This is a genomic window from Acinetobacter sp. BIGb0102, assembly GCF_003815055.1.
Lineage (GTDB): Bacteria > Pseudomonadota > Gammaproteobacteria > Pseudomonadales > Moraxellaceae > Acinetobacter > Acinetobacter vivianii.
In genome coordinates, this window is record NZ_RKQE01000011.1 from 295335 (window position 1) to 317414 (window position 22080).

Annotated in this window: 35 protein-coding genes; 32 read left to right on the top strand and 3 right to left on the bottom strand. The window is 39.7% G+C overall.

Annotated features, from left to right (window positions below):
• Positions 1-51: 51 nt before the first annotated feature.
• The gene (locus tag EC846_RS18460) at positions 52-972 is read right to left on the bottom strand and encodes a hypothetical protein (RefSeq protein WP_123774735.1); all 921 of its coding nucleotides are present in this window, start codon (positions 970-972) and stop codon (positions 52-54) included.
• A 158-nt stretch (positions 973-1130) separates the two neighbouring features.
• Positions 1131-1880, bottom strand: coding sequence for a LexA family transcriptional regulator (locus EC846_RS07555; RefSeq protein ID WP_123774736.1), 750 nt, complete (start codon positions 1878-1880; stop codon positions 1131-1133).
• Positions 1881-2010: 130 nt separating this feature from the next.
• Here EC846_RS07555 and EC846_RS07560 point away from each other — a divergent pair, with 130 nt between their 5' ends.
• From EC846_RS07560 to EC846_RS07625, 13 genes are all read left to right on the top strand, one after another.
• On the top strand, positions 2011-2244 hold the full coding sequence (locus EC846_RS07560; protein WP_123774737.1) for an XRE family transcriptional regulator: 234 nt from the start codon (positions 2011-2013) through the stop codon (positions 2242-2244).
• 30 nt (positions 2245-2274) lie between these two features.
• Positions 2275-2583, top strand: coding sequence for a hypothetical protein (locus EC846_RS07565; protein ID WP_123774738.1), 309 nt, complete (start codon positions 2275-2277; stop codon positions 2581-2583).
• A 17-nt stretch (positions 2584-2600) separates the two neighbouring features.
• Entirely contained in the window at positions 2601-2885 is a 285-nt protein-coding gene (locus tag EC846_RS07570; protein WP_123774739.1) for a hypothetical protein, read from the top strand.
• On the top strand, positions 2882-3166 hold the full coding sequence (locus EC846_RS07575) for a hypothetical protein (protein ID WP_123774740.1): 285 nt from the start codon (positions 2882-2884) through the stop codon (positions 3164-3166). Before EC846_RS07570 ends, EC846_RS07575 begins: the two co-directional genes overlap by 4 nt.
• A gap of 217 nt (positions 3167-3383) precedes the next feature.
• Positions 3384-4433: a replication protein gene (locus EC846_RS07585; RefSeq protein ID WP_123774741.1), complete on the top strand. Its 1050-nt coding sequence runs from the start codon at positions 3384-3386 to the stop codon at positions 4431-4433.
• A gap of 116 nt (positions 4434-4549) precedes the next feature.
• The gene (locus tag EC846_RS07590; protein ID WP_213071309.1) at positions 4550-5407 is read left to right on the top strand and encodes a DNA cytosine methyltransferase; all 858 of its coding nucleotides are present in this window, start codon (positions 4550-4552) and stop codon (positions 5405-5407) included.
• Positions 5404-5817 (top strand): DUF1064 domain-containing protein, encoded by a 414-nt coding sequence (locus EC846_RS07595; RefSeq protein WP_123774742.1) that lies wholly within the window; start codon positions 5404-5406, stop codon positions 5815-5817. The genes EC846_RS07590 and EC846_RS07595 overlap by 4 nt, the downstream gene beginning before the upstream one ends.
• 4 nt (positions 5818-5821) lie before the next feature.
• Positions 5822-6379, top strand: coding sequence for a hypothetical protein (locus EC846_RS07600; protein ID WP_123774743.1), 558 nt, complete (start codon positions 5822-5824; stop codon positions 6377-6379).
• A gap of 232 nt (positions 6380-6611) precedes the next feature.
• Positions 6612-6842, top strand: a complete 231-nt coding sequence (locus tag EC846_RS07605) for a hypothetical protein (protein ID WP_123774744.1) — start codon at positions 6612-6614, stop codon at positions 6840-6842.
• 506 nt (positions 6843-7348) lie between these two features.
• Complete coding sequence (locus EC846_RS07610; protein WP_123774745.1) at positions 7349-7666, top strand: hypothetical protein; 318 nt, start codon at positions 7349-7351, stop codon at positions 7664-7666.
• Between the two features lie 131 nt (positions 7667-7797).
• Positions 7798-7980 (top strand): hypothetical protein, encoded by a 183-nt coding sequence (locus EC846_RS18285; protein WP_123774746.1) that lies wholly within the window; start codon positions 7798-7800, stop codon positions 7978-7980.
• Between the two features lie 171 nt (positions 7981-8151).
• Positions 8152-8631, top strand: a complete 480-nt coding sequence (locus EC846_RS07620) for a hypothetical protein (protein ID WP_123774747.1) — start codon at positions 8152-8154, stop codon at positions 8629-8631.
• Positions 8632-8790: 159 nt separating this feature from the next.
• On the top strand, positions 8791-9021 hold the full coding sequence (locus EC846_RS07625; protein WP_123774936.1) for a hypothetical protein: 231 nt from the start codon (positions 8791-8793) through the stop codon (positions 9019-9021).
• A 289-nt stretch (positions 9022-9310) separates the two neighbouring features.
• On the opposite strand, the gene EC846_RS18290 is transcribed toward EC846_RS07625, so the two are convergent.
• Complete coding sequence (locus EC846_RS18290) at positions 9311-9487, bottom strand: hypothetical protein (RefSeq protein WP_171409998.1); 177 nt, start codon at positions 9485-9487, stop codon at positions 9311-9313.
• Positions 9488-9836: 349 nt separating this feature from the next.
• Here EC846_RS18290 and EC846_RS07630 point away from each other — a divergent pair, with 349 nt between their 5' ends.
• The 19 genes from EC846_RS07630 to EC846_RS07720 all read left to right on the top strand — a co-directional run bounded on the left by EC846_RS07630 (position 9837) and on the right by EC846_RS07720 (position 22043).
• On the top strand, positions 9837-10046 hold the full coding sequence (locus tag EC846_RS07630; RefSeq protein ID WP_123774748.1) for a hypothetical protein: 210 nt from the start codon (positions 9837-9839) through the stop codon (positions 10044-10046).
• A gap of 266 nt (positions 10047-10312) precedes the next feature.
• A complete protein-coding gene (locus tag EC846_RS18465; RefSeq protein WP_228200670.1) occupies positions 10313-11485 on the top strand; it encodes a hypothetical protein in 1173 nt (390 codons plus the stop codon).
• Between the two features lie 144 nt (positions 11486-11629).
• The gene (locus tag EC846_RS07645) at positions 11630-12109 is read left to right on the top strand and encodes a hypothetical protein (protein WP_123774749.1); all 480 of its coding nucleotides are present in this window, start codon (positions 11630-11632) and stop codon (positions 12107-12109) included.
• Positions 12066-12710: a putative metallopeptidase gene (locus EC846_RS07650; protein WP_123774750.1), complete on the top strand. Its 645-nt coding sequence runs from the start codon at positions 12066-12068 to the stop codon at positions 12708-12710. The genes EC846_RS07645 and EC846_RS07650 overlap by 44 nt, the downstream gene beginning before the upstream one ends.
• A 59-nt stretch (positions 12711-12769) precedes the next feature.
• The gene (locus EC846_RS07655) at positions 12770-13288 is read left to right on the top strand and encodes a DUF2280 domain-containing protein (RefSeq protein ID WP_123774751.1); all 519 of its coding nucleotides are present in this window, start codon (positions 12770-12772) and stop codon (positions 13286-13288) included.
• Entirely contained in the window at positions 13248-14540 is a 1293-nt protein-coding gene (locus tag EC846_RS07660; protein WP_123774752.1) for a terminase large subunit domain-containing protein, read from the top strand. The genes EC846_RS07655 and EC846_RS07660 overlap by 41 nt, the downstream gene beginning before the upstream one ends.
• Positions 14541-14579: 39 nt before the next feature.
• Positions 14580-15920: a DUF4055 domain-containing protein gene (locus tag EC846_RS07665; protein ID WP_123774753.1), complete on the top strand. Its 1341-nt coding sequence runs from the start codon at positions 14580-14582 to the stop codon at positions 15918-15920.
• Between the two features lie 12 nt (positions 15921-15932).
• Positions 15933-17042 (top strand): minor capsid protein, encoded by a 1110-nt coding sequence (locus EC846_RS07670; protein ID WP_123774754.1) that lies wholly within the window; start codon positions 15933-15935, stop codon positions 17040-17042.
• A 19-nt stretch (positions 17043-17061) separates the two neighbouring features.
• Complete coding sequence (locus EC846_RS07675; RefSeq protein ID WP_047428707.1) at positions 17062-17277, top strand: hypothetical protein; 216 nt, start codon at positions 17062-17064, stop codon at positions 17275-17277.
• A 56-nt stretch (positions 17278-17333) separates the two neighbouring features.
• On the top strand, positions 17334-17723 hold the full coding sequence (locus EC846_RS07680; RefSeq protein ID WP_123774755.1) for a Gp49 family protein: 390 nt from the start codon (positions 17334-17336) through the stop codon (positions 17721-17723).
• A 102-nt stretch (positions 17724-17825) separates the two neighbouring features.
• Positions 17826-18617, top strand: coding sequence for a hypothetical protein (locus EC846_RS07685; protein WP_123774756.1), 792 nt, complete (start codon positions 17826-17828; stop codon positions 18615-18617).
• A gap of 12 nt (positions 18618-18629) precedes the next feature.
• Positions 18630-19580: a major capsid protein gene (locus EC846_RS07690; protein ID WP_123774757.1), complete on the top strand. Its 951-nt coding sequence runs from the start codon at positions 18630-18632 to the stop codon at positions 19578-19580.
• 46 nt (positions 19581-19626) lie between these two features.
• Positions 19627-19965: a HeH/LEM domain-containing protein gene (locus EC846_RS07695; RefSeq protein ID WP_123774758.1), complete on the top strand. Its 339-nt coding sequence runs from the start codon at positions 19627-19629 to the stop codon at positions 19963-19965.
• Between the two features lie 3 nt (positions 19966-19968).
• The gene (locus tag EC846_RS07700; protein WP_123774759.1) at positions 19969-20349 is read left to right on the top strand and encodes a hypothetical protein; all 381 of its coding nucleotides are present in this window, start codon (positions 19969-19971) and stop codon (positions 20347-20349) included.
• Positions 20349-20717 carry a glutamate 5-kinase gene (locus EC846_RS07705; RefSeq protein ID WP_123774760.1) on the top strand — a complete coding sequence of 123 codons (369 nt, stop codon included), beginning with the start codon at positions 20349-20351 and terminating at the stop codon, positions 20715-20717. The genes EC846_RS07700 and EC846_RS07705 overlap by 1 nt, the downstream gene beginning before the upstream one ends.
• Positions 20717-20887: a hypothetical protein gene (locus EC846_RS18295; RefSeq protein ID WP_171409999.1), complete on the top strand. Its 171-nt coding sequence runs from the start codon at positions 20717-20719 to the stop codon at positions 20885-20887. The genes EC846_RS07705 and EC846_RS18295 overlap by 1 nt, the downstream gene beginning before the upstream one ends.
• Positions 20888-20896: 9 nt before the next feature.
• The gene (locus EC846_RS07710; RefSeq protein WP_123774761.1) at positions 20897-21292 is read left to right on the top strand and encodes a hypothetical protein; all 396 of its coding nucleotides are present in this window, start codon (positions 20897-20899) and stop codon (positions 21290-21292) included.
• Entirely contained in the window at positions 21276-21644 is a 369-nt protein-coding gene (locus EC846_RS07715) for an HK97 gp10 family phage protein (RefSeq protein ID WP_123774762.1), read from the top strand. Before EC846_RS07710 ends, EC846_RS07715 begins: the two co-directional genes overlap by 17 nt.
• Complete coding sequence (locus EC846_RS07720) at positions 21645-22043, top strand: phage tail terminator-like protein (RefSeq protein ID WP_123774763.1); 399 nt, start codon at positions 21645-21647, stop codon at positions 22041-22043.
• Positions 22044-22080: the final 37 nt, after the last annotated feature.

The window sequence follows — 22080 nt, forward strand, 5'->3', positions numbered from 1 at the left end:
TAACTCCAAAATTTAATAAACTATTGTAGAGAGTGTGTTGGGTTCACAGTTTTAAATATTTTTGTCTTTGCTATTTTGAGCATTAAGAGCTGGTTTTTGTAGCACATCAAGTAGTTTGGTGGCATCTTGAGCAACTATGGCTCCACTTGTGATTTTTGTGTTTAAGTATTTAGGAAACTTTTCCATAAAATATGTTTCATGCAACCATCTACGAAAGACACCTAGAGCATCTATGGGATATACCCATGCATCATATTGACCGCCCGCTGATTGACGAAAAGTATCGGGATATGTATGCGGAAATTTAAACCTTTCACCATATATTTCATCCAACTTATTCTGTGTCCAATATCTCGCCCATATTTGGCCAACACTAATATCGGGAACGGTTGTATCATCAATTTTACAACCTTCACGTATCATGTTTACAATTGTTGCGGAGAGTTCTTTAAATATGGAAAAATAGTTATGTGGTATATCATCATTTAATAATAAACGTTCATGAAATAGCTGCCAAGAATCATCAATTTTTTGATTCTGATTATAATTGCATTGCTCATAGACATATAGTTTAAAGGATGATCTAGCTAAAAGGCGGAAGTTTGTTTTTGCTATTTCAGCATTGGGTTGACCTGCTTCAAAGGAATAATATTCAAGGAAAGCCATACAAACAGCATCAGGTATGGCGTAAAACATCCCATGTATCCCATTTGCCTCTATGTACAAATTGGATTCCGAGTAGCCTTGAGCATTTAATAACTCTAATATTTTTCGGCCACGGGGTTTGTGTTTCTCTTCCTCCCATTTTTGTAATAATCTCAATGTGGCAGATGGATCAACCCCGCAAACCTTAGCCAATCCTCGATTGGTTAAGTAGGGCGTTCCATCACTTAATACCCCCATACCCAAATCATTACTTCTGGATTCTGTTATTGAGAATAACCCCAAATTGCCTTGGTTTGTTGACGACATTTCACACTCCAAATAGACTTAATTTTACTCAAATTAGGTGGTGATCAAAACAACCTTATTGTTTGTAAGTTTATGTTTTATATTTAAAATATAGCGGTGACCAAAACATAAAAACTCACCATGTTTATTAAAAATTGCTTTGAGGGTCCTTACATTTCTTAGGGTTTAACCAAAGCAGACTCCAATCGACCAACAAAGCTCAGCTCATTTAATTGTTCCTTGGTTATAAATTCATCTGGATATTTGTTTTTATCAGGATTATCACTTTGCAAACGAACAGTTTTTTCATTCCCATAGCTGATAAAAACTCGTTTCATTCGTAAGTATCCATTATGGAGGAATACATACACATCTCCATTAATAATCGCAGCTGTATCAATAGGTGATATATCTACAAACAATGGGCTATCAGGTGTAACAGTAGGCCACATACTATATTCCGCAGAATAAATTACTCTCAAATTTTCAGGTTTTGATTTAATGCCTAATAACATAAGAATGTTTGGATCTATTTCTAAATAGTCAGAAATGTCTTCTAAAAAATTGGTCACGCCATTACCACACGCAGCTTTTACATCCTTATGAACAGGGATTCTTACAGTATTTTTATTTTCATAGGATGATTGAAATTTCAAAGAGCTTATATACGCCTCATCTTTCGATGAAGTCATTGGTGATAAGCCATTAGCTTGATCTAAAAATCCTTTTGGCTTATTGCAAGCCTGTTCAATTTTTTCTGCAGTTTCATCACCAATATTTTTTGTTGGATTTTTCCCAATATATTGGCTGAGCAGATTGTAAGACATATCAATTTTATCAGCGAATTCTGTGCGACTAAGCCCTAAATCTTTCATTAATTTTTTGGTGTTACTAAGTCTTATTTCATGAATTGTCTTTAATTCACTCATGACGAAATCTACCTGCTTGATTCTAGTTGAATAATTTACCTGTAAGGTAGAAAAAATAAATACCCTGATAGGTTGTATTTTGTTTACCTGTTGGGTATATTTATATCTAATTTACCTAGTAGGTGTATGTATGGTTACCCTTTATGAATATTGGCGCGGATTAGAAAAGAGCGAACGTATCCGCTTTTGTGAAACAACCTGCATTTCATATGGATATATGGAATCTCATTTGATTCATGGCCGAAAAAAACCAAGCATGGATACGATCCAAAAAATGGTTGATGCCAGCAATAAAAAATTAACCCATGAAGGCCTATTTATTTTTTTCTTAGGAAAAGAGTTGGGGCAACAGTCGACATTGTGAAAAGAAGATATTTGCAAAACAGGAAAAGATATGCAAAACGCAACAGCACAACTTAAATCGAGTGAAAAGCTATTAGAACCAATGACCACCCGGGTCCCTGTTGATGTAAAGCTGATAGTTGATGATTTGGCTGATGGTAATCGAGCGAAATGGATTAGAGAGGCCATTGAATTAAAGATTGAAGTTGATTTGGGTCAATCTTTAAGCGAAGCGAAGAAAAAATCAAAGAATACAATGAATTCAAGCGAATACATGAATTTATTCAAAAGTCTTTTTTCGGTATTCCAAATAAGCAAAAAGCCCGATGTGCGAGATCGAGCTTTGAGCAGTGTTCATTAATCGAAGGAATCAAGAACATGACAAATATATCAAACGAAGTATCAACCCACAACAGTGATTTCATTATGGGGGATACGGTTGTAATTAAAACACCATTTGAGTTTATCAACAGAACTTTTGACTCAGATGAGCTTTTCACAGTGCAGGATATTTGTGGACTCCAGAGTAGTGGAATCACCATCTTGGTGAATGGCCAACGTGTTACAGCAGCAGAATCTGAACTGCGCCATGCCTCAATTGCTGAGTTGAATGCCAAACGCCGTCTGACAGATATTGAGCAAGTGCTGGCGGAGGTTTCATGAATACAAAACTTCCAGATTACAAACAACTTCAGGCGATTCAATCTTGGTATGAACCTGCATTGGATATTCTTAATAAATTGCTTGAACGCAATAAAGCAAATCTCCGTAAACGTGGATACAACGAAGAAAATGCAGCAATAACCCGTGAAGAGTTTAGACAACAACTCGCTCGCTGTGGACGCATTACGTTGTATTTGGCGGGAGAGATAGAAACGAGTCTGTATAAGGCTAAGAAGGTTGAATTTATGGGCGGATATATTCGACCTAAGGAGATGACATGAGCCACAATAATCAAACCAATGTAGATGAAAGAATCTTCTGCGATCTCTGCCATACCAAAGAAATTTTTTATCCCATCTATCGAATGAATAGACGCATTTGCTTATGTGTTGAATGCGCCCGTGAAATCGCAAATTTGTATGTTTATGACTTCGAGTGCCGATGGATCGATCCAGATTATGCAGACAAGTATGAGAACTCTGAGAATGGAGGCAGGTCATGAGCAAGTTTGTACCAAACTCATTTCAAATCACGAATGCCTTTGTTGATGAAGCGATGAATAAACTCAGTGATGCATCTGTGAAGATCTATTTACTGATTGTGAGAAAAACTCGAGGCTGGGGGAAAGATAGTGATTCACTTTCATTAAGCCAATTGGAAGAGCTTTCAGGTAAAAGTAGGCCTACCGTTGTTAAATGCCTCAATGAGTTAGTCAAAGTCGGATTAGTAAAGAAGCATCCTCCTTCAATCTATGGGAATGTCTATTCGCTGATTGATAACTACAATATTGGGGAGAGAATAAAATTCCCTAGTAAAAAATTTTTACTAGTCAAAGAATTTAGCTTCACCAATACAAGCTATCCACGCGTGCTGGTTAAAAATTTTAACCCCCCTAAAAATTCTCGAAATCAGGTCAGTCCAGAAACACCTAATAGCGGGGAAATCCGCCTCAAGTGTCCTAGTAAAAAATCTTTACTAGTTAAAAATTTTAACCTCACTAGTAAAAATATTTTACCGCTGCTAGTTAAAAATTTTTACACACAAAAAACACTATCAAAAAAAACTAATCAAAATAAAAAAAAGAGCTGGTTGGTTTTGAAAAAATTGAAAGATCAGATTGCTTCGGCAAATGATTCAATTCCAGTTGAGAAAATTACTGAGGCGAAATGGTTCAAACGAGAACTTGAGGCATTTGAGAGTTTCAATGCAGACCGTAACCATAATCCTGATTTCAAAATTTACTTGTTTGCAGACTGGTTGCTGAAGGCATATTTCAAATACGAGAAACAAACTACCACACAGTTGAAACCAGAATCGCAGGTTCGAGTCCCACAGACTGCATCAAACGGATTGAGCGACAAACAGAGATATTTCTTTGCAAGCAAGTTAGCTCGTTTACCTGACTTCGCTAAATACTCGGTAGGCAACGAAAGCTATGAGCAGTTGGCGAAACGTTTGGAGCCAATGCTTAAAGATCCTGCAAATCTCAAGAAGTGGGCTGAGTACCTGATCAACATCAGCAATGAGCATAAGGGGAATGTGGCGTGAATCGACCTCTTAATTCTTTGACAGTTAGTTTAAGTGAGAAATTTAAAAATAAAGGTGGTTTAAATGAGTTGGCTCTTTTCGCAGGCGCTGGTGGCGGAATACTCGGATCGCATCTCATGGGATGTACAACAGTGTGCGCAGTTGAACGTGATGCCTACGCCGCACAAGTTTTGGCGCAACGACAAAATGATGGAATTCTCCCGGCTTTCCCAATTTGGTCTGACATTAAATCTTTTGACGGAAGACCATGGCGGGGAATTGTTGATGTTATATCTGGCGGATTTCCATGTCAGGACATCTCATCTGCAGGAAAAGGCGCAGGGATCGATGGGGAACGTTCAGGACTTTGGTCAGAAATGGCACGAATTATCAGTGAAGTTCGACCTGGAGAAGTCTGGGTGGAAAACTCACCAATGCTTGTTTCCAGAGGACTTGCCCGAGTCATCAGTGACCTTGCCCAAATGGGGTATGACGCGCACTGGACACGTTTTTCAGCATCTAACTTTGGAGCGCCCCATCAACGTGACCGTCTCTGGATTGTTGCCTACACCCAAAGCATCGGATTCCATACGGAAGGATTGTCGATCGGAGCGGAATCGAAGAGCGCCGTGTCTAGAGTCACGGGTGAAAATGTGGGCTACACCAAAGGCACTAGATGGGAACAAGCGAGGAATGGTGAATTCAGATCCAAGAAATGGATTGGCCGGTCAAGTGAAGAATTTTCCGACACCTCAAGCCTCAGATTGCAGGGACAGGGGAAATCTTGGTTCTCCAGTGATCCAGCGGAGAATCAAGAATGGCAAACAAATCGGACTTTCTATGAGTGTGTCGGACACATCTGGGGCATTAAATCCAGATTGGGTCGAGTGGCTGATGGGGTGGCCCATCGGGTGGACAGACTTAAAGCCATTGGAAATGGACAAGTTCCAATCGTGGCTAAAAACGCATTCAAATATTTAGGTGATGGCCTATGACTTCAATGAGCCTCGCCCAGTACCGTGAAGAAATTCTTAAGCTGTCTCGTCTGCCTAAGGCTACTAAACGTAACAAGTTCAATGCCAGTAAGGTCGAATGCGATGGTATGACCTTCGATAGCAAAAAAGAGCACAAGCGGTACATTGAGCTCAAGGCTATGCAGCAGCGTGGAGAAATTTACAACCTAGAACATCACACTAAGTTTGAACTGGCACCAAAAACAAAGATCGATGGAGAAAAGCGGGCAAAGCCAGCATTACGTTATTTTGCAGATTTCACCTATTACACTGCTACTGGTGAATACATCGTTGAAGATGTGAAATCTGCAATAACAAGAAAAAAAGACAGCTATAGGAATAAAAAACATTTGATGAAAACGGTTCTAAATATTGATGTGAATGAGGTGTAAATAGATGAGTGCAACAGCTGCGAAGTTTGAACAATTTGAATGGTTGGCTCACGGCCTAACTGTGAGCTCACCAAGTCAGGAACCATCTATTCACGGAACAGGTGAGAAACCATTGGACTATCAAGATCGCTTGGGTGCTATTGCGTCAATGGAAACTCAATTAGCAAAGTCTGTTACAGCTCTAATTGTGTTTGAAGGGCGGGCACAAAGTGATTATGAATATGTTCGTCAACACTTGGCAAATATTTTAATTAAAAACGCCATTGGAGATAAGAAAAGAGAACCTGAGAGAATAGCCATGTTTCATCTGGCATGGTTAATTGCTCGAATGGTATTGGATTTTGCTTTAGATCCAGAGTTAGAAGAAAATTACACAGCTAAAGGGCGTTTGATGTATGCAGGAGTGAAGCGCACTCAAATGTCTATTAGTTCATACCGTCAAACCTGGAAGCCTTATGAAAACCTTATGACAATAGCGATTGAATCTGCAATTGATGAGGCCTCTAAAGCCATAGAAAAATATAAGAATGCGACTTACAAAGAAATTAAAAATAATTGTTAGCATTATTCTGCTAACTAGGGTATAGTTTTTATAGAATGGTCGTATTACAATTTATCTGTGACGATAAGTATATAAAGCTCGCCTTATGCGGGCTTTTTTATTTATTACATTTACTGCATGGAATTGGATAACTGATTGAGAATAGATAGATAATAATTTTTTTGCCATTAATTTAATGATAAAAGCATCACAGAAATGTATGATAAAAGAGAAATGTTTTGATAATTCGCTTATGTTAAAAAAATTACTGGTTGTCGCTCTTGGAACTTCTCTTTTTTACTGCGCATATGTGATCGCCACAAGATCAAGACCCGTTCATGCTTCTGAAGAAACTACAAAAACAGAACGGCTTGTTCAAGAGGCAGAGAATTCAATAGCCAATGCACAAGATGCTCTAAGGCTTTCTGACTCAGACACTACAAAAACGAGTACAAAGCAAAGCTCTGATGACAATAATCTATAATACCTACGAAATAATGGTAAGAGCTGGAGAGACGCATGAGGATTAAGCTTATTGCTTATGATCCTGAATCAAAGCGGAGATTTCGATTAAAAGAGTACATTCAACAATGTGAAGGCTACAGTTCTCGTGTTTTTTATGAAGATGGGACGGGGAATCTTGTATATAATTTCTACTGGAAACAGCTGTTTGAATCAAATCAATATGTTATTGGTTTGAAAGTTTTGATAGATGGGAATGAGTATTATCTTATTGGGGAATATTAGTATTTCTATGTAGGAGCATCAGATGATACGTACTTGCATTTACAATTTTTCTTTTTTTGATCATTCAATCTCAAGTTGATCGTCATCTTAAATTTGAAAGTTTTGAGAAAAATTAAACCATTTGTTATATCGATCTGATTCCTAATGGTTTTGTGTGAAGTGTGTCACAATATGTTGTGGGTAGTAGAAAGCTGATTTATATTCCTACATCTTTTTTCACACTTTTTCTTTGAGGTCACCAAAATGAATAAAAAGTACATAGTTTTATCTTCGATTCTTGGTTTGATCATCGGTGGTCTAATTGGCTCTTTAGGGTACTCAAAAACTGCTGCACGTTATGATGCTATGACAACAGCTTGTGTCATTGTTAATCAGGCTGTTGATAATGAGTTGTTAACTGCTGAGCAAGTTAAGCAATTGGGCAACTTAACTGGTAGCGCTCTTAAAAAAGACTATGCTTCAGTCGCATCTAAATTTAACTTCTCTGAAAAAGCATTGTCTAATGCAGTTGAAGGTTCAAATTGTAGTCAATTTATTGTGGGTATAAATGAAGCGAAGTAATTAGTATTGGTTACCGTAAAAAGCCCGCTATACTCATTTATAACGGGCTTTTTATGAAAAATAGAACACTAATCTACTTGATTCTATTGGGTATATGCTTTAATTCTACTAAGGAACACATGTTTTAAAGGATGAAACTAGTGATTGAATACATCCCCGATCCGGAGCAAGAGGAAGAGTCTTTAATTACTGCAAAAATTGATGCGGCCTTGGAGAGGCTAAAAAAAAGGATGAAAGAAAATAGGATTGTTTATCTAGATAAAAATACGAATATTCCTATAACAGTTAAAGTTGAATCTTCTTTATGGAGTTGAATGCGAAGGTAGTTGTTTTTTTGATCTTTAATTAATTGTTTTTATCACCTGAATAAATTATATTTTACGAGATGTAATATTTTTCACATGACTAATAAAAAAATATACATTCAGAAAAATAATATTTTTCATAATTTATTGTAAAAACAACTATTAGATAGAGGTCGATAAATGCCAATTCATTTAAAAATTGCTGAAAAAATATATAAAGAGCTTTTGTCTAAAAAGTTATTTACAGATGAACCTTTGGACTATTTAAATTTATTGATAAAACACATCAGAAAGGAAGTGAAGGGAACCAACTTAAAGCTATTATATAATTTTATTGATTTTCATGAAGGGTTTAAAAAACCGGTCAATAAAGAAGGGGTGAGTATAGATGTTAGCCTGATACCATCATATAAGAAGCAAGATGAATTCATATTGTGGTTCGCCAGTTTCATTGAGAAAATTACTACAGGAGGGCGTGAGTATCTACCCCCAATTGTAAAAGATGTTCCTGCTGATTTCACTATATCAAGTGATCCAGAGGAATTACTGGAACTGGAAGGCGTGAAGAAAGTTGAGGAACAAACAAAATCAAAGGAACATCAGATTCTTAATGAATTTAAGAGTTACTTTGAAAGTAATGAGTTTAAAAAAATAATCTAAATTGGAATTCTATTGTTTTAACTCCTCTCGTAACAGCGCAATACGAGTCAACTGGCCGAGCGTATTTCGGCACAAGAAGCCCCGCTGACATACATGTTATTAGCGGGGCTTTTTACTTTATGTGTTAAGCTGTGAATCATAAATTTAAGGATAAGTATGATGCACATCTGTATAGGTGGTGATTTAGACGGCGTAGTAGTGACTAACCGGGAAGGAGCATACTTTGAAGCAAGCGAGATAGATTCTAGTAAACAGTCTACATACAATCGGCAAAGCTATATCATTGGTGAAAATACATATCGTTTTTGGCTTTGTGCTGAATTGCCTTATGCAGAGACAACAAGGATGGCGAATAATTACTTAGCACAAAAATATTCATATCTTTCGTAATTTAATTTATATAAAAGGATATAGCTCATCTAAAGGTGGGCGTTTTTGTATAGAGAGTACTCGAAAGAAAAATGCTGGTAGAAGAGTAAGGCGCTGAAAACAATTAAAAAAGCCCCTCAGATCTGAGAGACTAGTCATATCAATTTTAGGGAATGAATGGTTGTAATTTCTTAAATAACTAAACAAATTAAATTGATAATAGTAGTTAAAAGTAAAATAAATCAGTGCACTAATTTATTCTTAATAGTAGCAGCACATTAAATAACACTAAAGCGCTGCTAATAAGAAATTATTTGTTGTTAGGATCTGGCTGTTCATTATTTTCTGGCTGATCTTTATCGAGGCCTGGAACTTGTGAAGGTTGAGATTCAGTAGGGGAATTTACTTCTGTATGCTCATTCGATTGAGCTTTAATCGTATTAGCATGGTTAGTTGTATTTTGTGAGAAACTTTTAAAACCTGACATTTTTATCTTCTTAACTTCACTGTGGAGAGCCCATAGTACGCTTTAAAAGCCGTTACACTACGGTAGTTTTAAGATCTATATGTGTTGATATGTGCTACAGATGATATTTATCTCGATGAAATATTTCACAAATAAAATCAATTATATATAACTGCTTGAGTCTTATCATTAAAAGACTGAAAACATACCTTGTGAATTTCAAGTAGGGGTACATAAAGCACACATATATATTTTTGATTAGGAAATTATTTAGAAATTCTGCAAGATAAGAAAAATGATAGTAATAAAATTATAGTTTGTATAAATGGGCTTCTAAGCATACTATGGATGATTAAAATGGAGCACATTGATGCTAAAAGACATTACAGTTGTTGATTATCAGGGTAGCGAAAGAAGAGCACAGGCATGCTATCTAGAGGAAAATACTGAAATTACACTTTCAAGAAAACGTATCCCAAGTGCAAAAATTGAATATATTTTGATTAAAGGTGAAATTATTTATCCTACTTTAGATTGGGTTTTTAATAGCTCTGATGGAAATAGCTATTATATAAAATGAATTGATCCGCTTCGGCGGGTTTTTAATTTTGCGCTTTAATTACAACGATGGGTTTAGAAAAACAAGTTGAACAAAAAATAACAATTACTAAGATTGCTTTTTATAAATTGAAATCTCAATTTTTTTTACTTATATATTCAATGGTTGAGAGAAAGTGTTAGTTCTTATAGAGAAGTGTTGATGTTGATCTTACTGCTTTACTTGGTTTTTATTTAAATAATATATCTTTATATTGTGAAACTTATTTTTAGAACAGTTGGTAAAAAATGAAAAAAATATTATTAACATTATTAATATCATCCTCTTACGCATTTGCAGCCTCTGATAATGGTGTTGAGCAAGATATCCGTAGTTATTCTGTATTACATGGTGTGAGTACTGCTGAAGCTAATCAAGCTATTTTTTTAGAGGCAAATAGGGATGCTGCTTTAGAAGCAATTGAGAAAGAGTTTAAAGGGCGTATTGCGGGTATTTACGTTGAAAATACACCAACTTATAAGATCGTTGTAAGAGTTAAAGGGTATGGCACTAACCAAAAGCGGAATGTAGCTATTAGCAATGCCAAAGCAAAAAGTAATCTTCCTATAGAAGTACAATATGGAGCTTCTGAAACAAGGGATACGGCTAAGGGGCAAATTAAGAAGGCTCAAGAGCTAGTAAAACGATATTTTACTAATGTACAAACAGCTAGTTATGATGAAAAAACTGGAAGTATTGTTGTAAATGTAAAAGGTAGTAATACATCAGAGAATTTCAAGAAAATTCAGCAGATTAAATCTGAGTGGAAGAACCCTAATATTCCTTTAGAGGTTAATTTTGTTAATTGGACAATTAAGCCTTTAGTTGATGCTCATGGTGGAAGTTTTGTAGTCGATAAGTCTCAAGCTCCAACCTATTATGATTGTACGACAGCATTCGGTATTAAGAACTCAGCTGGTACCAAATACATGAGTACAGCTGCTCATTGTCCTAATAATTTTGAAGATAAACAAAATGGGACAAAATACATATTTGTTGGAGAAAAGCCATTTTCTCAATCGAATGATTTGCAATGGAACAGTACTGTAGCAAATATCACAAATAAATTTTATGTTGGTCCAAATACCACGCGCACCCTAACAGGGCGTAGAACTTTATCATCTACAAAAGTGGGTGATAGTGTTTGTCACTACGGCGTCGCGACAGGATATAGTTGTGGGAAAGTAGAGGCTGTTGGGACCTCGATTGGAGATCCAAGCTTTCCTGGTTCTTTTTGGGTAAAAGTTAATACCAATACCTGTGGTCCTAGTGACAGTGGTGGTCCAGTATTTACGGCGCTAACTATTGCAAGTGGTATTCTTTCTCTTGGAGCAATGGATGATGTAACAGGAGCGTGTCACGGATATTTCTATGTTCCAACAGATAAAATCTACGAAAATGGCTTTTCTTTTGTTTATTAATAAAATTCGATAAATTTACTTTTTCAAATGGAATTCATGTGAATGGATTCTCTCTGAAAAAATCGCTCACTCAGATGAGCGATTTTTTTTGTTAGTTGAAAAGTTAAGTTGGCTGAAAGGTCGCCGTGACATACGGGTGAAAGAATGGATATCGACAAGTATTTTATACTCACCAGAAAACTTGTACCGAAACCCAAGCCTAAAAGTAGGCCGCTGCCGAAAGCCAAACAAGCCTATCTAGATACCTTTCAAGTTATGGAACGTGCTCTACAGATCTTTGAGATCAAGTACGAAAAACTATTCCAGTTCAAATCAACAAAGCACTGGCGTTATGACTTTCACCTTATTGAACACCGGATCTTAATTGAGATTGCTGGTGGTCCTTGGTCGGGTGGCCGTAAAGGTAAATTGGCAAGTAAAGCTTGGAGCCAAGATAAATATGATCAGGCTTGGGAGAAGGATTATACGGTTGTAAGGATTGAATCATCTACTCGATACAGAATTGATGAATCAGGACCAACACAGATTGAAGCTTGCCATGCAGACCAATGGCTTAAAAGTTTAAAGAGGCATAAATTCAATGAGCCAGATTCGACCATTTCCACCGACGGAATTGATGGATAAAGCCGATGAGGAAGAAGCGATCCGCTTGGCACCGGCGCCAGATCTGATGCAGTGGGTAATTGATAATTTCCTAACGATTGGTGGACCGCTACACAATCCTGACCATGATCATATTGCTGAGCTCATCCACGACGGCGAAGAGTTTCTGGCATTTGCTTGGGCATCATCCGCATGTGTAGCTAAAAAGCGTATGGTGCTCGGCCAGTGTGAAAAGGTGATGTTTAACCAAGGCGGATGGCGTAAAGCCCGACAAGAGCAGCAGATGCGGGATTGGTTCGGTTATGTACCGGTATATCTCATTACCATTGATGCAAGTTTTTGCGAACAAGCTTCGGATCGGGACTTTTGTGCATTGATCGAACATGAGCTGTATCACATCGGAGTCGAGCGAGATCCTGAAGACGGCGAGCCAATCTATAGCGATATGACAGGCCTGCCTAAACATTATCTTGCTGGCCATGATATTGAAGAGTTTGTCGGCGTGGTCAAACGCTGGGGAGCAAGCGAAGACGTGAAGCGACTTGTTGAAGTGGCGAAGCAAGCGCCGTTTGTATCAGATGTGAATATCTCCAGGTGCTGTGGGACATGTTTAATAAGTTGAGCCGTTTGGCTCATTTTTTTTATTTATTTTGCTTTACGTAGCTTTACGAAGAGGTAGGTATGGCTGCACTTAAAGAGCCTGTTAAAATCTTTATAGTTCAGTCGCTTGCTTGCATGGAAACACCTCAACAGGTAGCGGATGCTGTAAAGCAAGAATTTAATATTGAGATTGAGCGGCAACAGGTAGCACTCTACGATCCAACAAAAGCAACTGGGAAAAATCTAAGTAAGAAACTGAAAGCCTTGTTCGAAAAGACACGTGAAGATTTTAGGAACAATGTTTTTGATATTCCTCTGGCCAATAAGTCATTTCGTATTAATGAACTGCAAAAGATGTATGACACAACCAAGAACAAGGTCGTTAAGCAGAACATCATTAAGCAGGTGAAGGATGAAATGCATGGCCATTCAGCGCATTTGCTGGATCTAGAATTGAAACAGCTTGAGATCGAAAAAATCAGGAATGGTGACGGCGAAGGTGCTGACGATCCAACACCAGTAAAAGTAACCATCCAGGTTGTAGATGCGAGTAAAAAAGATGCCGAATATCAATCCGACACTGAATGTACCTCAGGCTAATTTTTTACAGATGGAAAAGAAATTCCGGGCTTTTGTCGCTGGGTTTGGATCGGGGAAGACCTGGGTTGGCTGCTCAAGCTTATGTAATAAAGCCTGGGAGTTTCCTAAGGTTCCTTTAGGTTACTTTGCACCGACATATCCTCAGATCCGAGATATCTTCTTTCCCACAATTGATGAGGTTGCTTTCGACTGGGGACTTAAAACCAAGGTTTATGAAACCAACAAGGAAGTGGATATTTATTATGGTCGCCAATATCGGACCACAATCATATGCCGATCTATGGAAAAGCCGGCAACCATTGTCGGCTTCAAGATTGGCCATGCGCTGATTGATGAGCTCGATGTAATGGCGATGCTGAAGGCACAGCAGTCGTGGCGTAAGATCATTGCACGTATGCGATATAAACAAGCGGGTTTACTGAATGGTATTGATGTTGCTACCACACCTGAAGGCTTTAAGTTCACTTATGAGCAATTTGTAAAAGAAGCCAATTCAACACCAGCTAAACGGGCATTATATGGAATGATTCAGGCTTCAACTTATGACAATGAAGCCAATCTGCCAGATGACTATATTTCATCGTTATATGAATCATATCCGCCCCAGTTGATTTCAGCTTATCTGAAAGGGCAATTCGTTAACTTAACCAGTGGTGCCGTATATCCGGACTTTGATCGTAGGCTCAACCATACGGATGAGGAAATTACACCGAATGAACCTTTGCTCATCGGGATGGACTTTAACGTATTGAAGATGGCTGCTGTGGTTTATGTCATTAGAGAAGGCAAGCCAAGAGCGCTGGATGAGCTGGTTGGAGTGAGAGACACACCGACCATGTGTTATCTAATCAAGGAGCATTTTCCAGAGCATGACATTACAGTTATTCCTGATGCCTCGGGACAAGCGACATCATCAAAAGGTTTTAGTGAGTCAGACCATGCAATCCTGAAGAAAAATGGATTTAAGGTGGAAGTAAACAGCGTTAACCCTGGCATTAAAGACCGGATCAATGCGGTGAATTCCCAGATCCTGAATGCTGAAGGTGAGCGAAATCTAAAAGTGAATACCAATAAATGCCCAAATTTCACCGCGACTTTAGAGCAGCAGATTTACGACTCATTTGGAATGCCTGATAAAAGTGCTGGTCTGGATCACGTAGGTGATGCAGGTGGATACCCACTGGCGAAGCGTTTCCCGATCATCATTCAGAAAGTATTTAAACGGCGTCGTATCGGCGGTATGTCTTATTAATCAATGCACCTTTACAGGTGCTTTTTTTATGGTGTTTTTATGGCAGTTACTGATAAACATCCGCAGTATAAGGCTGCACAAAAAAGCTGGCAGATGATGCGTGATTCCATTGCTGGCGAAGAGCAGATTAAGCAGGCCACAACAAAGTACCTTTCCAAGTCTGCAGGCATGATTGAAGCCGAGAAGCAGGGTGATACTACAGGCGAGATCTATAAGGCATATGTGAACCGAGCTCAGTATCCTCTATGGGTTCAGGATTCATTACGGACCATGATTGGCCTGGTCTCCAAACTTGAGCCAGATATCGTGATTGAGAGTTCTTTGCTTAAGGGGCTGATCAATAACGCGACCAATGATGGTTTTGGGTTAAAGCAGCTATTTATCCGCGTATGTGTTGAACTGCTGGAATGTGGTCGCTGTGGTTTGCTGGTGGATGTAGATGGGGACGGCGTACCCTATTTCGCAATGTATGACGCGTTATCAATCATTAACTGGAAGGAGAACAGCATTGGTGGCCGTAAGGATTTAAAGCTGTTGGTGCTCGAGGAGCAGTTTGATAATAGCGAAGATGAGTTTGGCCACGAAACTAAAACCGTACACCGTGTTTTATCCATGCAGGATGGTGCTTTAACGGTTCGGTTATTTGATGGGGCTTTACCTGAAGATAAAACGCCAGATCTAGGCGGAAACCAGCTTTCTTTTACGCCGTTTGTATTCTGCGGTACCACAGACAATTCACCGCATGTCGGATCGGTACCACTATTAACCATGGCCAAAGCTGCGTTGAAGTATTACCAGTTAAGTGCAGATTATTACCAGTCATTACACCACACGGCGCATCCGCAACCATGGATCAGCGGATTGGATGATGGAACCGATATTAGTGTGACTGGAGTCATGGCGGTATGGGATTTACCTAAGGATTCGACTTGCGGTTATTTGGAAATATCAGGGGATGGCATCGATATGACCAAAAAGGAAATGGATGCCCAGAAGAACTCAGCACTTGAAGCTGGTGCAAAGGTGATTGATACCAATAGCCAGGAATCTGGTGAAGCCCGCCGTGCACGTCAGGATGATCAGCATGCCAGCTTGCACAGCATTGTGATGTGTGCGGCTGAAGCTATCGAGCAGGCCATTAAATATGCTGCTCAGTGGTTAAAGCTGGATCCGTCTAAATACGCATTTACGGTGAAGCCTGAGTTCATTGTTCAGCAATATGATATCAATCTTGCTAAACAACTTTACGAAGGTGCACTAGCAGGTAAGAATTCATTCCAGACATACTGGGAGTATCTGGTGACTGGGAAATTACCAGCACATGAATATAAAGATGAATTAGAGCGTATAGAAGTAGAACAGGAGAGTGCGCCACTATAGAGGTAACGTTTTATGGCAAATCATGATGAAAAAATTCTGTTTAATGTTCTAACACAGCATCAGGCATATTTATATCGTGCTGCTTCGAGATCAGTGAATGAACTGCTAGGTATTTTTAATGATGCAACGATGGATATGCTGACCCGATTAAATGGTTTGCTTGATGAATTAAGCGATGCCGAGAAGATTGCACTTGCTGGTGGTCAGTATACAACCTCAAATTTACGTGAAGTTCGGGATCTCATTAACCAGTGGTTTACGTCAATTCATGTTGCTATACCAGAGACGTTCGCCGTATCAGCCATTTCATTTGCAGTTTATGAAGCGAATTACACGTCAAAACTGTTTGGCCATTCAACAAAGAAAGCTCATAAAGGAGAACCGCTTTATAAAACAGCGAAACAGGTACCTTTGGCGGGTGGAGCACTCGTTGATGAACTTTTATCTAAAATCACAGAAACTGCCCGTCAGAGAGTGGAATATGCGATTCGTGACGGCATTAATACTGGGATGACCAATCACCAGATTATTAAACGTATCCGTGGTACTAAAAGACTTCAATATGAAGACGGGCTTTTAAACAGTACCAAAATTGATATTGATCGTACGGTAAGGACTATACGTACTCATGTCTCTAATCAGGCCTATTTAAACAGTTTTAAAGAGCTAGATATTCAATATGTCAGGTTTATCAGCGTACTCGATGGAAGAACTTCCAAAGTTTGTGCTTCCCTGGATGGCTCGGTCTGGAAAATTGATGATCCTGCAAAACGTGTCCCGCCGTTACATCCTAACTGCCGAAGTACCTTGGTTCCTGTTGAGAAGGATGGGCAACTGGCTGGTCAACGACCTTTTGTCATGGATGAGCGCAAAGTTAAGGACATTCCTAAAGAGGAACGTGATCAGCTGATTGGCCAGTTAGACGCAAACACCACCTTTAAAGAATTTTTCAAAAAAACAGATGATTTCTTTCAAAAGGAATGGCTCGGTCCAAAACGGTACAAGCTCTACAAAGAGGGAAAGTTTGATTTTGAAAAGTTCTTCGATCCTGAAGGTGAGCTTTATACATTAGAGCAATTAAGACTTCTGGATGAACGAGCTTTTAAAGAGCTAGGTATTTAAAGTAAGGAAGGTATTTAAAATGTCTAAATTATCAATCTGCGAATGCAAAAAGCGCAAGGAAGAACTGGAAAAAGCTCTAACGGTTCAGATTGCAGAACTGGTCAATAAGTTTGAAATCGAAACGGGTGTCAATATTCATGATATTTACCTGAATTTTACTGATGTGTCTGAAATTGATCGGCCTGATCGTTATGTGTTTACGAGCGTCACAGTCAAAACGCTAGAATCTGATTAACTATTTTCATTAATCGTAAGGCACCCAAAAGGGTGCTTTTTTTGTGAGTAAAAGAAATGTCAAATACCGAGCAACAAATTGAAAATGAAATTCAAAGTAAGGGGCTAAATGCACCTCGCTTAATACCGAGTCATATCGATTCAGTTATTAAACATGTTGCCTACTTTACCGCAGGTGATGGCTTTGTTGGAGCAATTACTGGTTCCGCAGAATTTAACAATCTTCCTGAAGAGGAGCGTGTGGTAATTACTCCTCAGGAATTAGACCTACTGACATTTTGTGTAATTATACTTAAAAATGGTTTTACGGTTACAGGTGAGTCTGCATGTGCAAGCCCTGAAAACTTTAATGCTGAAATTGGCCAGAAAGTTGCGTATGAAAATGCCCGTAATAAAATTTGGGCGTTAGAGGGTTATTTGCTTAAGGAGAAATTGCAACAACAGTAAATCTCAACAAAGTTCTAAATATTTATCAATTCAAGCGTCCTAAGGGCGCTTTTTTTATTGCCTTGAGAAAAGGCCCAACTTAATCAAACGAGAGGTTTGAACATGTCATTGCCATTTATTGTGGATTCACTAGACCAGATCAAAGAAGAACATCATGCTTTGTATGTTGAGGAGAACGGGAAGTTTCGCCTTGACTTAGAAGGTTACGAAGATCCCAAAGGCCTAAAAACTGCACTTCAAAGCGAGCGTGATGCCGCTAAGACTGCACAACGCGAATTACAACGCCTGCAGAAACAGTTTGAGGGTATCGATCCTGAAACCGTTAAAAAGTTATTTGCCCAACTGGAACTTGATGAAGATGCAAAGTTAATTGCTGAAGGCAAGGTTGGCGAAGTCATTCAGAAGCGTACCGAGAAGATGCGTGAACAACATGACAAGTTACTGAATGCTGAAAAAGAACGTGCTGATCAGGCCGAAGCCTATGCCAATAAGTTTAAACAGTCCGTGGTTCAAAGCCAGATTGTACAGGCTGCTCTTGAACTTGAAGCCCTACCAGAAGCAACTGTTGATATCGCATTTCTTGCCCAGTCTAAATTTGTATTAGATGAGGATGGCAAAGCGGTCGCAGTCGATTCAAACGGTGACGTCGTCATTGGTAAAGATGGCAAGACGCCATTATCACCAAAGGAATGGGTTGAAACCTTGCGTGAACAAAAACCTTACTTCTGGCCAAAAGCAAATGGTTCGGGTTCACCTGGCAGCACCAATACAAAAACTCAGGTCGATATCACTAAACCTGATGGGTCTGTGAACCTCACTAAATTAGCTCAATTACGAAATGAAAATCCGCAGTTAGCCAAAGAGCTTGCTGCAAAACATGGTATTAAACTTTAAGGAGAAGGCCAAATGGCTGAAACAAAAATTGCTGATGTAATCGTTCCGGAATTATTCACACAGTACGTTCTAAACAAAACCACCAAGAAGTCTGCTTTATGGCAGTCCGGTATTGTTGGTGAGCTGGATGTTGAAGTTGCATTTGGTACTCAAGGCGGATCTACCGTAAATATCCCATTCTGGAACGATCTGGATGGTGAGTCTGAAGTTCTGTCAGATAGTCAGGCCTTAACCGTAAATAACATTGCAGCGGGCCAGGATATTGCGATTTTACATGCCCGCGGTAAAGCATGGGGTGCCAATGACTTAGCCAAAGCATTGTCCGGTGATGATCCATTGGGTGCTATTGGTGATCTTGTTGCAGATTACTGGGCTCGTGAATTTCAGGGCTTTACCGTGAATACTCTTAAAGGTGTGTTCGGTTCTGCCAGTATGGCCAGTAATATCCACGATATTTCAGCAGGTGCGGGCGCTGCAGCGGTGATTGACGGCGTTTCCTTTATTGATGCGTCTTATAAGTTGGGTGATGCTGTAGATAAATTAACTGCAATTGCCATGCACTCAGCGACAATGGCTGCATTGGCGAAACAAGGTCTGATTGAAACCGTTCGTGATGCAGATGGTGTGGTGCTTTATAAAACCTTTATGGATCGCCGCGTTATTGTAGATGATGGGATGCCGGTTGACGGTGATGTATTTACGTCGTTCCTGTTTGGCCAAGGTGCAATTGGTTTTCAGGATATTGGTGCTCCAGTTGGAGTTGAAACAGACCGTGACAGTTTAGCCGGTTCAGACATTCTGATTAACCGTCGTCACTTTGTTCTGCATCCTCGTGGCATTAAATGGGCTGGCGCAATGGGCGTTGCACCGAACAATGGAGGCCTTTCAACAGAAAGTAACTGGGAACGCGTATACGATCCAAAGCAGATTCGTATTGTGGCGTTTAAACACAAGGTCAAATAACGAAAAGGCGGGTAATCCCGCCTTAATCTTTTTTGGAGATCCTCACATGGGACTTTCATCATTTAACCGAGCACGGGAACGACAAATGACACAACAAAAAGTGAATGAACTTGAAGAGCAACTTGCTGGCGTAAAAGGTGAGTTTATTGCATTCAAAAATAATCCTGAAGCAATGAAAGCGCGTATTGCCGAGCTGGAAGCCGGTTCAGGTGATCAGAAACAAACGGGTGCAGGTGATAACCAGGAACAGAATAAACCTGTTGATTATTCATCTCTGAAGGTAGATGAAATCAAAGCAGTATTAGCCGAAAAAGGCATTTCATTTGACGGCGTTACCCGTAAAGACGAGTTGCTGGCACTTATCCCTCAAGAGCCAAAGGAATAATCCATGAGCTTTATCACTGAACAAGAAGCGATTGAACATGTAAAAGGCTTTGAGGCTTTATCTGCCAGTGATAAGGCTGATTATTTGCAAAAAGCCGAAGCCTATCTGATCGCCCGTAACGTAAAACCCTATGATGATGTGACACAAGTGCCTAAGGCACTAAAAACAGCCTCATACGAGATCATTAAGGGCATCCTGAAGGGTGAGCTTTACCAAGGGCAAGAACAGTCCTTAAAACGTAAAAAGGTTAAGGCTGATTCGGTTGAATCGGAAAAGGAATATCAGGATGGATCAGTAAAGCTGAATGCCACTGAGCAATACATTCTGGATCTGATCAAGCCATTCACCAAACGTTCTTCAGTATTCTTTATCCGGAGGATCTAATGGGCTTACGTGCTGAACTGCAAGCAGACATTGCCGAGGCATTTAATGAAGATCTGGCAGATGCCGTTCAATCCTTTTCGTGTGAGCGGATCATCAAAAAAGATTGGGATCCTCTGACCGAAACACATAAGGGGGTTAAAGAGATCTATTCTGGCCGTGGTGTGCTGTTTGGTTCATACAATCAATACGAGATCCAGACGTTAGGAGTCTTGGCCACCGATAAAAAGGCGGTTGTTCTGCAGAATGAAGTAACCATGACACCGCAAATTGATGATGAGTGGTTTACCCCCCTTGGCGTATTCCGAGTCATGCATATTCAGCAGGATCCGGCAGAAACAATCTGGAAATGTCAGTTGAGGAAGGTGTAGTGAGCTGGACCGTATATAAATTTCACGACAGTGTGCAGGTGGTACCTGATGATGATCTGAAACCACACACATTTTTTCATTGCGAATGCCATCCCGATTATAAGGATGGCATTTTTATTCATTACTCATTTGATGGGCGTGAGCATTATGAAACGCCTTTGCCAAGTTAGCGAGGATCCATGGTAAACACTAACTATGTACCGATGTGGCGCGAATCTCCCTTTCAGCACATGCAATACACGTTGGCCCGCAATCAACTTCACATGGATCTGTTATTTGATGACATGCAAGAAGCTGATCAGTTCCTCTCGATGGAAGGTGCTGCAGCTCAAGTTGATTATTATCAGGCAGGGACTTATGCAGTTGTTCAACTTGGTGATACTTCAGATCGTGATCTTATCGAAGTGTATGGGCTGCTTTTACATGAAGCGGTGCACCTTTGGCAGCAAGTTCGAGTATTGATGGGTGAGCGTGAGCCGAGCACTGAATTTGAAGCTTATTCAATTCAAGCGATCGCTCAGGATCTTTTTGAAATGCACGAAGCTAGTGAGGTGAAGGATGGGGTGGAAGGGTAAAAAACCAACTGAATTCGCCGTGCAGATAGTCAGCGATTCAGAAACACATGTAAAAAATATTGTGATGGATTCAGTTCAATCCTTGGTTGCTTCGAGTCCAGTCGATACCGGCGCATATCGTGCTTCTCACATTGTCTCTATTGGATCTGCTGATATGGGTGTCCGTGGACCTGAGGTAAATGCCAATCAGGATGCTGCAGTACAGGCGGTTAAAATCAAGCTGGGTAATCTGGTCTATATCCAGAACAATCTGCCTTATGCTGAACGTCTGGAAAATGGCTGGTCAGATCAGGCACCTCAGGGCATCTTTAGCACGACATTTAACTTTATTACCCAAAAGTACGGTGGCTAAATGGCAATGACATTAGAGCAGGCAAGACAAGCCGTCATTGCACGCATGCAGGGCTTCACTGGCATCGAACAAGCCCGGATCCAGTATCCGAATGCACCAGAATTTAAAGTGCCTAAAATTGGCCTGTGGTGTCGTTTAACGATTGCTGGTGGATCAAGCTTTATTTCAGGTATAGCCGACAAGCCATGCACACGGCGAACCGGCAACATTATGATCCAATGCTTTGACCGGCTGCATGCTGGAGAGAAAGCGATTACTGAACTCAGTGATGCATTACTGGCTCATTTCGAGTATTTCAGTATTGAGCATCTGGAATGTCTGCAGGGGCAAGCCCTCAATGTAGGCATGGATAGCGATTTCATCCAGTACAACGTAACGATCGGCTATAAAATCAATTAAATCAATTTGAATATTTTTTTAACACTTACCACCTCAT